General features: G+C 70.9%; 12 protein-coding genes and 4 tRNA genes. 10 read left to right on the top strand and 6 right to left on the bottom strand.

The annotated features are described in order from the left end of the window. Positions 1–34: 34 nt before the first annotated feature. On the bottom strand, positions 35–1855 hold the full coding sequence (gene glmS / locus OHA77_RS35710) for a glutamine--fructose-6-phosphate transaminase (isomerizing) (RefSeq protein ID WP_326823793.1): 1821 nt from the start codon (positions 1853–1855) through the stop codon (positions 35–37). A gap of 55 nt (positions 1856–1910) precedes the next feature. Beyond that, positions 1911–2180: a hypothetical protein gene (locus OHA77_RS35705; RefSeq protein ID WP_406313673.1), complete on the bottom strand. Its 270-nt coding sequence runs from the start codon at positions 2178–2180 to the stop codon at positions 1911–1913. A 161-nt stretch (positions 2181–2341) separates the two neighbouring features. On the opposite strand from OHA77_RS35705, the gene OHA77_RS35700 reads away from it, so the two are divergent. From OHA77_RS35700 to pcp, 10 genes are all read left to right on the top strand, one after another. Further along, the gene (locus OHA77_RS35700; protein ID WP_406313672.1) at positions 2342–4273 is read left to right on the top strand and encodes an N-acetylmuramoyl-L-alanine amidase; all 1932 of its coding nucleotides are present in this window, start codon (positions 2342–2344) and stop codon (positions 4271–4273) included. Positions 4274–4349: 76 nt separating this feature from the next. Further along, positions 4350–4421 (top strand) — tRNA-Gly (locus OHA77_RS35695). A 25-nt stretch (positions 4422–4446) separates the two neighbouring features. Then, positions 4447–4517, top strand: a tRNA-Cys gene (locus OHA77_RS35690). Positions 4518–4594: 77 nt separating this feature from the next. After that, a tRNA-Gly gene (locus tag OHA77_RS35685) sits at positions 4595–4666 on the top strand. Between the two features lie 13 nt (positions 4667–4679). Then, a tRNA-Val gene (locus OHA77_RS35680) sits at positions 4680–4754 on the top strand. Between the two features lie 237 nt (positions 4755–4991). After that, positions 4992–5864: a hypothetical protein gene (locus OHA77_RS35675; protein WP_406313671.1), complete on the top strand. Its 873-nt coding sequence runs from the start codon at positions 4992–4994 to the stop codon at positions 5862–5864. Next, positions 5857–6795 carry a hypothetical protein gene (locus OHA77_RS35670; RefSeq protein ID WP_406313670.1) on the top strand — a complete coding sequence of 313 codons (939 nt, stop codon included), beginning with the start codon at positions 5857–5859 and terminating at the stop codon, positions 6793–6795. Before OHA77_RS35675 ends, OHA77_RS35670 begins: the two co-directional genes overlap by 8 nt. A gap of 102 nt (positions 6796–6897) precedes the next feature. Then, a complete protein-coding gene (locus OHA77_RS35665; RefSeq protein WP_406313669.1) occupies positions 6898–8757 on the top strand; it encodes an endonuclease/exonuclease/phosphatase family protein in 1860 nt (619 codons plus the stop codon). Between the two features lie 28 nt (positions 8758–8785). Further along, positions 8786–9163, top strand: coding sequence for a thiol-disulfide oxidoreductase DCC family protein (locus OHA77_RS35660; protein ID WP_406313668.1), 378 nt, complete (start codon positions 8786–8788; stop codon positions 9161–9163). Continuing rightward, entirely contained in the window at positions 9160–9780 is a 621-nt protein-coding gene (gene pcp / locus OHA77_RS35655; RefSeq protein WP_406313667.1) for a pyroglutamyl-peptidase I, read from the top strand. The genes OHA77_RS35660 and pcp overlap by 4 nt, the downstream gene beginning before the upstream one ends. Before the next feature lie 32 nt (positions 9781–9812). On the opposite strand, the gene OHA77_RS35650 is transcribed toward pcp, so the two are convergent. The 4 genes from OHA77_RS35650 to OHA77_RS35635 all read right to left on the bottom strand — a co-directional run bounded on the left by OHA77_RS35650 (position 9813) and on the right by OHA77_RS35635 (position 14287). Then, positions 9813–10853 (bottom strand): hypothetical protein, encoded by a 1041-nt coding sequence (locus tag OHA77_RS35650; protein ID WP_406313666.1) that lies wholly within the window; start codon positions 10851–10853, stop codon positions 9813–9815. Between the two features lie 84 nt (positions 10854–10937). Beyond that, a complete protein-coding gene (locus OHA77_RS35645) occupies positions 10938–12377 on the bottom strand; it encodes a glutamate--cysteine ligase (protein WP_406313665.1) in 1440 nt (479 codons plus the stop codon). A gap of 246 nt (positions 12378–12623) precedes the next feature. Next, the gene (locus OHA77_RS35640) at positions 12624–13232 is read right to left on the bottom strand and encodes a cysteine hydrolase family protein (protein ID WP_406313664.1); all 609 of its coding nucleotides are present in this window, start codon (positions 13230–13232) and stop codon (positions 12624–12626) included. Between the two features lie 71 nt (positions 13233–13303). Further along, positions 13304–14287 carry a GlxA family transcriptional regulator gene (locus OHA77_RS35635; RefSeq protein ID WP_406313663.1) on the bottom strand — a complete coding sequence of 328 codons (984 nt, stop codon included), beginning with the start codon at positions 14285–14287 and terminating at the stop codon, positions 13304–13306. Positions 14288–14321: the final 34 nt, after the last annotated feature.

The following is a 14321-nucleotide window of genomic DNA, read 5'->3' as shown; positions in this document are numbered from 1 at the left end:
TTATCGTTCTTGAGGGGATCGGCGGCGCCGAGACTCACTCCACCGTGACGCTCTTGGCCAGGTTGCGGGGCTTGTCCACGTCCCGCTCCAGCGCCACCGCGGCGTGGTAGGCCAGGAGCTGGAGCGGGATCGACAGCAGGATCGGATCCAGCTCGATCTCGTTCTTCGGCACCACGACGCAGTCGTCGGCCAGCTTGGGGTCGGCCGTACGGTGGCCGACCATGAGCACCCGTCCCCCACGGGCGCGGATCTCACCCAGCGTGGTCAGGTTCTTGTCCAGCAGTTCGTCGTCGGGGACGATCGCGACGGTGGGCATCTCCGGGCCGATCAGCGCCAGCGGCCCGTGCTTGAGCTCGCTGGCCGGATACGCCTCGGCGTGCACGTAGGAGATCTCCTTGAGCTTCTGCGCGCCCTCCCGGGCCACCGGGTATCCCCGGACCCGGCCGACGAACATCATGCTCGGCGTGTCGGCGTACTTGTGCGCGAGCTCCCTGATCTGCGGCTCCAGCGCGAGGATCTCCTTGATCTGGCCGGGCAGCCTGCGCAGGCCCTCGCAGATGCGGCGGCCGTCGGCCGGGGACAGGTCCCGCACCCGGCCCAGGTGGAGCGCGAGCAGCGCGAAGGCCACCGCGGTCGAGGTGAACGCCTTCGTGCTCGCCACCGAGACCTCGGGACCGGCGTGCAGGTAGACGCCGCCGTTGCACTCGCGGGCGATGGCGCTGCCGACGGTGTTGACGATGCCGAGCACCCGGCCGCCCTTGCGCTTGAGCTCCTGGACGGCGGCGAGGGTGTCGTAGGTCTCCCCCGACTGACTGATCGCCACGTAGAGGGTGTCGGGCTCCACGACCGGGCTGCGGTAGCGGAACTCGCTGGCCGGCTCGGCGTCGGCCGGGATCCGCGCCAGCTCCTCGATCAGCTGGGCGCCGATCTGCCCCGAGTAGTAGGCGGACCCGCAACCGATGATCTTCACGCGGCGGAACGACCGCGTCTCGCGGGCGTCCATGTTGAGACCGCCCAGGTGGGCGATGTGGAAGCGGTCGTCCAGCCGCCCGCGCAGCGTCCTGGCCACGGTCTCGGGCTGCTCAGAGATCTCCTTGAGCAGGTAGTGCTCGTAGCCGCCGGTGTCGTAGTGCCCGGCCTCCCAGTCGACGGTCAACGGCTCCTTGGCCGTCTCGCGCGCGTCGCTGGCGAAGGTGGTGAAACCGTCCGCCTTGAGCACCGCGAGCTCGCCGTCCTCCAGGTGGACCACCTGGCGGGTGTAACGGACCAGCGCGGCGACGTCGGAGGCGGCGAACATCTCCTTCTCCCCGATGCCCAGCACGATCGGGCTTCCGTTACGGGCCACGACCACCTCGCCGGGCCGCTGGGCGTCGAGCACCGCGATGCCGTACGTGCCGACGATCCGCTTGATCGCCATCCGGACCGCCTCCTCCAGCGAGTCGGACTCCTCGACGGTACGGGCGATCAGGTGCGAGAGCACCTCGGTGTCGGTCTCGGACGTGAAGACCGCGCCGTCGGCCTCCAGCTTCGCCCGCAGCTCGTCGGCGTTCTCGATGATGCCGTTGTGCACCACCGCGATGCGCTCGTCGGTGGACAGGTGGGGGTGGGCGTTGACGTCGCTGGGCGCCCCGTGGGTGGCCCAGCGGGTGTGCCCGATGCCCAGGCCACCCTTGAACCGCGCCGGCACGACCGCCGCCAGGTCGGCCACCCGGCCCTTGACCTTGCGCAACTTCAGGCCCTTGTTGGAGACCACCACACCGGCCGAGTCGTAGCCCCGGTACTCAAGGCGCTGCAGGCCCTCCAGCAGGATGGGCGCCGCGTCCTTGGGCCCCACATACGCCACGATTCCGCACATCTAACCGCTCCTTGCCATAGACGACCTGCCGGTGAACGACGTGCCCGTGAACGCCTCACCCGTAGACGATCCGGCGCAGCTGGCGCAGGGAGAGTTCGGGTGCCGCGACACGGCGGGCTGAGATCTCGACGGCGATCCGGGGAAAGATCTCGTCGTTGACCAGCCCTTTGGCCTTGAGCTCGGCGTGCCGCCGCCGGACGAACTCCTCCACGGGCTCGGAGAAGTACGCCAGCACGTCCGCCACCACCCGCGCCGCCTCCCCCGGACCGAGCGCGCTCGTCCGGGTCAGGTGGGTAATCAGCTCCTCATGCGGATGCCATGCCATGGCCACAGAGCAGGACCATACGCAGCATTGATGGCCTTCACCAAGTTTTCTGCCCGATTTCGGGCAAGTTTTGCTCCAGTGGACCCCAACACCATCCGACCATGAGACATTCGGTAATCCGATCCACCCTCTGCGTAGTCATCCGGCCAGGAGGAACCAGCATGCGCCGTCTGCCGGGGATCGCCGTCGCCGCCGCGCTCGCCGCACTGACCCCCCAGGCCGTCGGGGATCGGACGCCGGAGGCCGGGCCGACGGCTCGGCGGTCCGACGCACCGGAGAGCAGGCAGGCGGTCTTCGCCCGGGTGGCCCGGACCTACGGCGTGCCCGAGAGCGTGCTGCTCGCGGTCGCCTACCTGGAGTCCCGATGGGACGCCAACAACGGGCTGCCCAGCGTCTCGGCGGGCTACGGCCCCATGCACCTGGTCGACGGCCGGCTCGGCCCGGAGCTCCGCCGTCACGACACGGAGGACCCGCGCGGTGACGAGCGCCGGCCGCGCCCTCCCGTCGTCCCCGCCGCCCAGGCGCCCCCGCCCGAGGACACCCTGCACCGGGCCGCGGAGCTGACCGGGATCACCCCCGCCCGGCTGCGCCGGGATCCGGCAGCCAACATCGAGGGCGGCGCGGCGCTGCTCGCCGACCACCAGCGGCGCATCGGCGCACAGCCCGCCGCCGACCCGGCGCGGTGGTACGGCGCGGTGGCCCGCTATCCCGGCACGACGGGCACCGGAGCGGGCATCGGAGCGGCGGACTCCTTCGCCGACGAGGTCTACGCAACGATCCGCACCGGAGCCGCACGCGTGACCGACGACGGCGAGCGGGTGGTCCTGCGGGCGATCCCGGACCTCTCCCCTCCGCGCCTGCCCACCTCGGCCGGACTGCGGCGCGCGGCCGCGCCCGCGCCCGACTGCCCGCCCGCCCTCTCCTGTGAGTGGATGCCGGCCGCCTACCGGCGGCTCAAGCAGGGCGGTTACGGCAACCACGACCGCTACGACGCCCCCCGTCCCATCGACTACATCGTCATCCACGACGGGGAGACCGGCTACGACGCCATGACCCGGCTGTCCGCCGACCCCACCTACCTGAGCTGGCACTACACCCTGCGCTCCAGCGACGGCCACATCGCCCAGCACCTACGGGGCAGCGACATCGGATGGCACGCCGGAAACTGGTACGTCAACAGCCGCTCCATCGGCCTGGAGCACGAGGGCTACCTGGCCAGGGGCGCCTGGTACACCGAGTCGATGTACCGGTCCTCGGCCAGGCTGGTCGCCTACCTCGCACGCAAGTACCAGATCCCCCTGGACCGGGCGCACATCATCGGCCATGACAACGTGCCGGGCACCACTCCGGAAACCGTACGCGACATGCACTCGGATCCCGGCCCCTACTGGGACTGGCGCCACTACTTCGAACTGCTCGGCAGCCCCTTGACCGGCTCCTCCGACCCCACCGCGCGCTCGGTGCTGATCAGGCCGGACTACGCCCGCAACCGGGCACGCTTCACCGGTTGCGCCAAGTCCGGCACGTGCCCCAGCCGGAGCACCTCCTCGGTCTGGCTGCACAGCCGCCCCTCGGAGGAGGCCCCGCTGGTCAGGGACGTCGGCAAGCACCCGACGGACGCCTCCACCTACAGCGTCTACGACCAGGCGGCGCGCGCCTCCACCGGCCAGCGCTACGCCCTCGCCGGACGCAGAGGCGACTGGACGGCCATCTGGTACCTCGGGCAGAAGGCGTGGTTCCACGACCCGGCGGCCATCCGCACGTCCGTGCCCGCCACCGGCCGCCTGGTGACGCCCCGGTCCGGTCTCACCTCCGTCAAGGTGTACGGCAGGGCCTATCCCGACGCGTCGGCCTACCCCCGGGGCGTCCCACCGGAGAAACTGACCCCCCTGCAGTACACGCTTCCGGCCGGGCAGTTCTACAGCCTGGGCATGACGAGCCCCGCCACCTACCTCCGGGCGGGCGCCTTCGACCCGTCGCACCACCGGATCATCAGAGGGGACACCCCGTACCGGCAGATCCAGTTCGGTCACCGGATCATGTTCGTGCGGGCCGCCGACGTTCGGGTGATCAGCGACGAAGACCGTCGTTAGGTCGTCGGCATGCGCACATCCGCGCTCCGGAGGCGCTAGAGTTTTCATGTGCCCCGGATGACTTTCCGGGAAACACGCGGAAGTGGCTCAGTGGTAGAGCATCACCTTGCCAAGGTGAGGGTCGCGGGTTCGAATCCCGTCTTCCGCTCCGGCAGATCCTCCGGGATCTGGCTGGTGGAGTGGCCGAGAGGCGAGGCAACGGCCTGCAAAGCCGTGTACACGGGTTCAAATCCCGTCTCCACCTCAGTGCACGGACATCGGAGCCTCAGGGATCCGGTAAAGTAGCGCAGGTGCCGCCGAGGGGAAACCCGGAGCAGACACGCGGAAGTGGCTCAGTGGTAGAGCATCACCTTGCCAAGGTGAGGGTCGCGGGTTCGAATCCCGTCTTCCGCTCTGGTTCACCCGAGGACGATTAGCTCAGCGGGAGAGCGCTTCCCTGACACGGAAGAGGTCACAGGTTCAATCCCTGTATCGTCCACCACAGAGGTCCCCAGGTCATCGACCCGGGGACCTTTTATTTTCGGCGTCTTTTTCGGCGTCTTTTTCGGCGCGGTCACCGGGTCCACCGCGCGCATCGGCCCTCCCGGCTCTCCACGAATCGTCGCGATCATCCTTTTCAGCCGCGGCAGATCACCGTTAGGAGGCAACATAGAGGGACGCACAACGCGAAACCGGTTAATCGCTGTGCTTTTCCGACCGTAGTGAAGGGGGCCGACCTGTGCAGCGTGTGGTGGTCGATCCGGAGGTGCCCGCAGACATCGCCAACCTCCTGCGGCGGAACGGACCACTGCTCTCCCGCTTCCGGACCGGGTGGAGCCCGGAACCGAAGGGCGCCCGGCTGCCCACCCCACTTGTGATCTCCCTCGGCATCACGGCGGCCATGGTGGCCGCCGCCACCGCCGTCACCGGCGCGTCGAAGGCGTTCTTCCTGATCCTGGCCGGCCTCTATGCCACGGTCCTCACCTGCGTCTACATCGCCAGGAAACCCCTGCCACCCGACTCCGTCGAGCGGGTCGTGTACCGGAACGCGCAACGGTTCAGGGGGGGTTACCTGATCGTGGAGGATTTCGACTACAGCTCCAGGGATCTGCTCAGCCGGGTCCAGCAGGCGATCGATCGCATCTTCGGCTCACGGGTCAACGCCATGGGCATGCTCGACAGCGTGCGCAATTCGGTGATGCTGCCCGCCGAGGAATGGGAGATCGCCCGGCTGCTGACCAAGCTGTCGGCGCTGCGGGCCAGGCACCACACCCTCGCCCGGGGGGTGCGGACGCCGGAGGTGGCGGCCGCGATGGCGCCCCTCGAACGGGCGCTGGCCGCCAGCGAGACCGCCGTCGTCGCCCGGGTGGAGGCGCTGGAGCGGTACGCGCGCCACGTGGCGGCCGCCGATCGTGCCCTCAACGCCCAGGGTCAGGTCGACGCCCTCCTCGCCCACCTGCCGGAATACGAGCAGCTCATCGCCGAGACGGGTGCCGCCCGGTTCTCGGCGCCGGAGATCGGCCACCTGAGCGAGGACGCCGCCCAGCTCCGGCGGGCGCTCCATGACAGTGTCCGCTCCGCCCACGAGGCTTTCCGCTACCTGGATGGATGATCTGAACCTCTACGATCGAGGCGGTTCCGAGAGGGACGAGCGCGTGCTCGTCGATCCGGAGTTGCCCGAGGACATCGTCGACCTGTTCCACCGGCATGGACGGATGCTGTCGCGAATCCGCGCCGGCTGGCGGCCGGAGCCTCGACCTGCTTCCTTACGCCTGCCGATCCTGCAGATCTGTGCCGCGCTCGCCGCGCTCTTTCTGGCGAGTTTCCTTCTCCGGGATTTCGGGAGCAACTTCTTCATCGTGGCCGTGCTGGTCGTCCTCGTCGTCCTCATGGGGCGGCAGATCTCCTCCGGGCCACCGGAGACGGAGGAGGGCGACGACGAAACCGATCCGGACCTCTACCGGCACGCCCACTGGTACGAGGACCGATACCTGCTGGCCGAGGACTTCGATCATGCCTCTACCCGGCTCCTCGACCGGACCGGGCAGGCGGTCGACTCCATCCTGCGGTCCGAGGTCAACGCCGCGGGCATGCTCGACGACGTGCGCAACTCGGTGATGCTGCCCGCGCAGGAGTGGGAGATCGCCCGGCTGCTGGCCAAGCTGTCGGCGCTGCGGGCCGAGCACCGCGAGGCCGCCTACGGCGGGAGCAGCCCGGAGGTAGCGGCCGCGATGGCACCTCTCGATCGGGCGCTGGCCGCCAGCGAGACCGCCGTCGTCGCCCGGGTGGAGGCGCTGGAGCGGTACGCACGTCACGTGGCGGCCGCCGAACGTGCCCTGCGCGCCCACGACCAGATCGAACTGCTGCGGGCCAGACTCCCTCGCTACGAGGAACTCCTCGCCGAGAGCGGCGCCGACGCGCTGGCCGTACCGGAGCTCGACCATCTGAGCGAGGACGCGGGACGGCTGGAGCAGGCGCTTCGCGACAGTGTCCGCTCCGCCCACGAGGCCTTCCGCTACCTGGACGGCCCCTCTTCCGGCTGAGCGGCCGGCCGTACCGCGACGACGGTGTCCCGGGACCTCCGTCGCCGCCCTTGCCACGGACCTCCAAGGAAGCGAGGATGGCTCACATTCCTTGGAGGTGGCATGCGGATCCGCGTGGACGTCGCCCTCGGCGTGGTGGTGCTGGTCGACGTGCTACGCGTCTTCCTGCCGTCGCTGATCACCCTGTTCGGCCGGGCCGGCAGCACTCCGGCCGAGATGATGGGCCTGTACGCCGTCTCCTGGTTTCTGGTGGCCTTCCTCGCCGTCCCGCTGACCCGGTACGTCCGGCCGCGCACGGTGGCGATCGGCGCCGGGCTGGCGCTGCTCCTGGCCAGGCTGGCGTTGCAACCGACCTCCGGGGGTGATCCGCAGCTCTATCTGGCGAGCGCCGGACTGCTGGCCGGGCTGGTCTGGCTGGTGGCGACCGCGACGGACGCCGGGGACGCCCGGCCGGCCATGGCCGGAGTGATCACCGGCCTGGCGGCGTCCACGGTGATCCACGCGGCACTGGACGGCATCGACCTCATGTGGCGGCCCGGCCCACTCCCCTGGGTGCCGCTGGCGGTCGAACTCACCCTGTTCGGGATCTTCCTGCTGCGGACCCCGGCGACCGGGGAGACACGCCCGGGTGCGCCGCGCGTCTGGCTGCTGGTCGGTCCCGCGCTGCTGCTGTGGGGCCTTTACACGGGCAACACCGCACACGCCCAGGCCGCGGCCGGCTCCTCCGCACCGGCCGTCGCCGCGACCGTCGCCGTGCTCGTGGCGGCGGCCGCGGTGCTGTCGGTGGCGCCTTCGGCACAACCGCTGCTGCGCCGGGCGCCGATACCCGCGGTCGCCTTGGTCGCCTCGGCCGCGGCGTTCACGTTCGGGAAGGCCACCGTGGACGGCGTCCATGGCGTGGCCCCCGGCTGGACGATCGCCGCGCCGGTCATCGGGCAGCTCGCGCTGGGAGCCTGTCTGGCGCACGCGGCGGCGGCCTCCGGCCCCGATCGCCCGCTCCGGCGCGGTCTGGCCGCGGCGGCGGGCATGCTGCTGTTCGTCGTGTCGGTCTTCGGCTACTACGCCGCCTACGACCTGTATCTGCCCAACCAGTGGGTGCCCCTCTGCGCGGCGCTCCTGGTGGCGGCGGTGGCCGTCGCCGGCCGCACCGGCCTGCCCCGCGAGCCGTACGGGCGGAGGTTCCCTCCCGTCGTCGCCGCCGCCGTCGCGCTGGTGGCCGCCGTCCCCCTCTGGCAGGGCGCCGTCCCCGGCTGGGCGCCGCCGGGGGACGGGCTGCGGGTGGCGGCCTACAACATCAGGATGGGGTACGGCGAGTCCGGCCGGCTGTCGGTGGAGCAGCAGGCCGACGCCCTGAGGGCGCTGAGACCCCACGTGGTCGTGCTCAGCGAGGCCGACCGGGGATGGCTGCTCAACGGCGGCCACGACGACGTGCGGCTGATCGCCGAACGGCTCGGTATGCGTTTCATCTGGGCCCCGGCGACCGACGAGGTGTGGGGCGACGCGCTCCTCACCGACCTGCCGGTCACCTCGGTCCGCAACCACGTGCTCGTCCGGGGCGGCCCGACCGGGGCACAGGCGCTGGAGGTCGGGCTGCGCTGGCAGGGCAGGGACATCACCGTGATCGGTACCCACCTGCAGCCGCCGCCGGGCCGGCGCGAACTCGACCAGGTGGAACAGCTCGGCCGGATCGCCCGCGAGGCCGCCGGCAAGGGCCGTCCGGTGGTCGTGGCGGGCGACCTCAACCTCGGACCGGCCGACCCCGCCTGGCGGGTGCTGACGGACTCCGGGCTGACCGATCCCCTCGCCCCGGTCCGGCCGTTCCCCACCGTGCCGGGCGGCTCGGCCGAGCAGATCGACCATGTGCTGGTCACTCCGGAGTTCACCGGTCGGGATCAGGCCAACCCGGACGTCTCCCACTCCGACCACCGGCCCATCGCCGTCACCCTGGCCCTGCGGCCCTGACCGGACCCTCTCGATTAAGGTCGGTCCCATGACGGAAGAGCCAGTGCTGATCTTCGACGGCGACTGCGGGTTCTGCACGACGAGCGTCCGGTTCGCCGAGCGCGTGTTCGGTGTGCGGGCCCGGGTCACCCCTTGGCAGTTCGCCGATCTGGCGGCGCTGGACACCACACGGGAGCGGGCCGAGCGCGAGGTCCTGTGGGTCGAGCGGGGCCGGGTGTACGGCGGGGCGCAGGCGGTCGCCCGGCTGCTGATCGCCGCCGGTCCGCCGTGGAGCCTGGCGGGGCTCGTGCTGCGGGTCCCGCCGTTCCGGTGGGTGGCCAGGGGCGCCTACCGGCTCATCGCGAGGAACCGGCACCGCCTGCCCGGCGGCACCCCCGCCTGCTCCCTCCCGGCGGCTCGGCGATGACCGTCCTGCTCACCGGCTTCGAGCCGTTCGACGGTGCCGAGGTCAACCCGTCGTGGGAGGCGGTCAGGCTGGTGCCCGGGGTGCGGGCCGTACAACTGCCGTGCGTGTTCGGCGAGGCGCTCGCGCACCTGCGCGCGGCGGTGCGGGAGCACGACCCCGCGGTGGTCGTCTGCGTCGGGCAGGCCGGAGGGCGGCCCGACGTCACGGTCGAGCGGGTGGCCGTCAACCTCGACGACGCTCGCATCCCGGACAACGCCGGACGGCAGCCGATCGACGAACCGGTGGTGCGCGGCGGCCCCGCCGCCTACTTCGCCACGCTGCCGGTGAAGGCCTGCGTGGCGGCGGTCCGGGCGGCCGGGATCCCGGCGAGCGTGTCGCAGAGCGCCGGGACGTTCGTCTGCAACCACCTCTTCTACGGTCTCATGCACCTGATCGCCACCGAGCGGCCCGGTGTCCGGGGCGGTTTCGTGCACGTGCCGTTCGCCCCGGAGCAGATCCTCGACCAGGCCAGGCCGTCCATGCCGGTGGCGACGATCGCCGGGGCGCTCGCGGCGATCGCGGACGCGGCCGTCTCCGTGGACGACGACCTCCGCCTGGTCGGCGGTTCGCTGCAGTGAAGGCGGCCCCTACAGCTGCACTGACGGCGGCCCTAAAGGGGCACGCCATACACCACCCGGCGGCCCGCGAACTCGGTCACGCTCCACAGCGTCTTCTTGTCACGGACGCAGGTGAGGTCCTCGGGGCCCACCGGGTAGGGGCGTTTGACGATCTTGTCGCCGACCACGATGAGGGTGCCGTTCCTGGTCGCCCCCGCCGCCTGGCTGAGATACCAGGTGCCGTCGTGGGAGAGCGCGCCCTGGATCTTGGCCTCGGGCAGGCGGTAGGCGTCCAGCGCGGAGGCGACGCCGCCGTCGGCGCTCAGCGAGCCGTCGGACTCCAGTGACCAGCGGGCCACCCGGCCGAACGTGCCGGGAGTGTCCACGTACTCGCCGGAGATCAGGGTGTCGGCCGGGGTCGTGCGGTCGATCGCGGCGAAGGAGAACCGGGCGCCTCCGGCCGAGGTCCAGGCATCGGTCTGCGGCATCACATAGCGGTAGCCGAAGGCGTTGTACACCTCGCCCTTCCTGCCGATCGTGGTCTTGCCGTCCCCGTCGATCTCGAAGATCTGCCGGGTGTCGAAGACCCGCATGCCGCGGGTGGTGTCGGCCACGTAGAGCAGGCCGCCGTACCAGGCGATGCCGCCGGCGTGGATGTCGATCGGGGCGATGTCGCCGTCCGGGCGGGCCTGTACGAGCAGGACGTGCCGGTAGCGGAGCGTCGCCGTGTTGAGAAAGGAGAGCCGCACGCCCCGCTCGGCGCCCGTCTCGGGCTTGTAGTACCAGCTCACCACATACGTGCCCGCGCCGACTCCCGCGTCGGAGGAACAGGTCAGGCCCTGGGGGTACCAGTCGCGGACGGCGTTGTCGTCGGCGTCGAAGCAGTACCAGTCCACCGGCCGGGGCTTCATCGTCTGGAAGGCCCCGGCGCCGGTCGAGCCCTTCCTGACCAGGACGCGGTTCGCCTTGGCCAGCACGGTGTCGAGGGTCACGCGCTTGAGGTGCTTCTCCAGGGCCCGAACTCCGGTTGCGAGGTCGCCGCCGTTCCGCTTCAGCTGGAACGGTTCCACCGCTACGGCCGTCATCCCACTCATGGGTCTCCTCTTCCGTCTCGCCCGGGACGGGCGGAGCACGATGTGGAGTTCCTGAGTATGCCTGGAGTCAAATACCTTTTGTGATCATATTGGCCATGTGTGGACGGGCTTGCCGGTGAGCGACAACTCCCGGTAGCGGGTCACCATACGGGACCGGCCCGCCGGATCGTCGCCGAGCCGCTCAAGGGTCTCCCGCTGCCAGATCGCACCGGTGCGGCGGAGCATGACCCGGTCCCGGATGATCCCCAGCGCCCGGTCGGCCTCGTCCGGGTCCACGTCCAGCCGGATGAGACCGGCCCTGGCCGCCGGCAGCAGGTCCAGGGCGAGTCGCGAGGCCGGGATCTCCTCCGTGCCCCTGCCCGGCCAGGACAGGGAGGCGTCCAGGCCGTGGATCGCGGCCCGGTAGAAGTTGCGGTAGGCCGCGGCGAAGGGGAACTCCTCGACCGGCTCGACCGCCATGGCGGCGGTGAGCCCGAGCAGGAACGCGGCGTTGGCCGCCATGTCGGCGGGGGTCGGCCCGGCCGGCAGGGCGCGCATCTCCACGCGCAGGTGACCGCCGTTCACCGGGTCGTAGATCGGCCGGTTCCACTGCCAGATCGTGCCCTGGTGCAGTCGGAGCTCGGCCAGCTCCGGCGCCTCCCCGTCAGCCGGGGAGACCTCCTCGGTGATCATCGGCATGATCGGCTCGTAGTCGCGGACGCACGTCTCGAACATCTCCTCGATGCCGCTCACCCACTTGGAGCCGAAGGCGACCCGCCGGTCCCTGCGGTCGAGCCGCTCCACGTCCCGGTCGTCGGCCGCCTCCTCGAACAGCGCGATCCTGGTCTCCTCCCACAACCGCCTGCCGAGGAAGCTCGGCGAGTTGCCGCTGACCGCGAGGACCGGGCCGATGGCCAGCTGGGCGGCGTTGTAGACGCGGGCGAAGTCGGCGGGAGCCGTACGGAGGTGGACCTGCCAGGAGGTGTTGGCGCTCTCCAGGATGACGCCCTCGACCTCCAGTTCCAGCTGCTCGACCCCCTCGATGTGCACCCGGAACGGCTCGGTGCGCAGCCGCCGCAACCCCCGGCTCATCGCCCGGTAGCGGCTCTCGTCGCTGAGTGCCTCGTGGGTGAAGTCGAATTCACTCAGCGAGGGCAGGATTCCGATCGCCACGGCCTGCCCGCCCTGCGTCGCCGTCGCCGTGTCCACCAGGGTCATCGTCTCCCGCAGCTCCCGCTCCAGGGCGGTGAAGGGCCGCCCGGCGATCGGCAGCGGGGTCAGGTTGACCTCCAGGTTGAACCGGCCGAGCTCCGGTACGAGCCGGTCGTCGTCCGCGGCGTCGCGCACCTCGTGGTTACGTGGGAGCGGCCGGCCGTCCGGGGTGATGAGGAACATCTCCAGTTCGGCTCCGATGGTCGCGGGCCCAGCACCGAAGCCCGGCCTGGCGAGCAGCTCACGGAGCTCTGTGAGCTGCTGTGCCAGCCGTTCCCCGAAACGGGTGAACTCCGCCTCGGAGTAGCGGTCCTTGTCGACTTGCTGCCCCATCTCACCGTCCGATCAGTCGGTCCTTGTGTCCCCTCCTTCTGTCCCAGGCTGCGGGTTCTAATCGGAGCGCACGGTAAGAGACGGCCTGGACGGCGTATCGGACGCGCCACCGGCTCACCGGACCTTCGTCGGAGAGGTGGGCGCCGGTCGGACTTCCCCCGTCCGGCGGCGCCGGCCGTACGGGGCCCTCTCCTATGACGGTTTGCGAATACTGAGCATGTTGCTGAGGCCGTCGAGCCGGACGGGTCAGCCGGGCAGGGCGTCGGCGGTGGGCACCACCAGCCCGAACAGGTCACCGATCGTGGTCAGGGCGGCGGCGTGCAGGATGTCGGCGGGCAGCAGCGCGCCGTCGGGGTCGGAGAGCGGACGGGTGGCGCAGGCGTCGGCGACGACGGTGGGGCGGTAGTCCAGGTTGAACGCTCCCTGCGCGGTGAAGGCGACGCACATGTGAGTCATGAAGCCCGCCAGGATCAGATCGGGTCCGGCGTTCAGGTCCGTCAGGACCTGCTGCAGGTCGGTCTGGTGGAAGGCGTTGGGGAACGTCTTGACCACCACCGGCTCACCGTCACGAGGCGCGACCTCCGGGCTGATGGCGCCGATCTCGGCCCGGACGTCGTAAGGGGTGTCCGGACCGCCGTCGTTGACGACGTGGATGACGTGGGCTCCGGCGGCGCGGGCGCGTTCCAGCAGGCGGGCTCCGGCCGCAAGGGCCCGATCGGCGGCGGACAAGGCCATGACGCCGGTGCGGTAGGTGTTCTGGTAGTCGATCAGGACGAGGGTGGAGTCGGCCAGGCGCGCCGGGCCGGTGGGCAGGCCGATGACCTGGCGGAGGGTGGGCGAAGCGGTGGTGCTCATGACGGGTTTCCTTTCGGTCTTTCGGGCATGCTCGCGCCGCCGTCGGATGGACGGCGAGCGGGTGAAGGGGGTCAGGCCACCGTGTGGAAACGGCGGCGGTAGGAGCCTGGGCCGGTGCCCAGGCGGCGTCGGAACGCGCGGTGCAGGGTCTCCACCGAGCCGAGCCCGCTGTCGGCCGCAACCTGCGGCAACGGCAGGTTGGTGGTCTCCAGCAGGCGCCGCGCCACCTCCACGCGAGCCGACTCGATGTAGGCGGCAGGGGTGGTGCCGGTCTGCTGCCGGAACACCCGGGTGAACTGGCGTTGGCTCAGCCCCATCCGAACCGCCAGCTCTGTGGTGGTGAGCTCCTCGGCGAGATGCTCGGCGATCCACAGGCGCAGGTCGTCGATGTCGCGGCGACTCAAGGCGGCATGGGCCAGGGGGACGCTGAACTGGCTCTGACCGCCCTGGCGTTTGAGGTACATGACCAGTTGGCGCGCCACCGCCAGAGCCACCTCTTCCCCATGATCCTCGGCCACCAGCGCCAGGGTCAGGTCCAGGCAGGCGCTGATGCCCGCGCCCGTCCAGACCCGGCCGCTGGACCGCACGAAGATCGGGTCTGGGTCGACCGTGACGTTCGGATGGTCGGCGGCCAGTTGCGCGGCGGTGGACCAGTGGGTGGTGGCGGTCAGGCCGTCCAGCAGTCCGGCCTCGGCCAGGATGTGCGCGCCGACGCACACCGAGGCCACGCGGCGCGTGGCGGGAGCGATCCGCCGCACCCATGCCACCACCTCGGGGTCCGTCAGGGCGCGCGGCCCATCGGGGGTGACGTCCACGGCGCCGGGAACCAGCAGGGTGTCCACCTGGTCGCCGACTTCGTCGAACCTCAGATCGGCGAGCAGCCGCACCCCGGCGGCCGTGGTGACGGGACCGCCCTGGGGTCCGGCGAGCCGCACGTCGTACAGGGCGCGGCCACCGATCCGGTTGGTCAGGGCGAACACCTCGGCCGGACCGGTGACGTCGAGCAGGTCGACGTTCGGGAAGAGCGCGATGACGACGCGATGCGCAGCGGACATGACCCCGATTGTCACCGACTCCCCAGAATGACTG

The sequence above is a fragment of the Streptosporangium sp. NBC_01639 genome (assembly GCF_045209755.1).
In the GTDB taxonomy this organism is placed as follows: domain Bacteria; phylum Actinomycetota; class Actinomycetes; order Streptosporangiales; family Streptosporangiaceae; genus Streptosporangium.
This window is presented reverse-complemented; position numbering and strand designations above follow the sequence as displayed.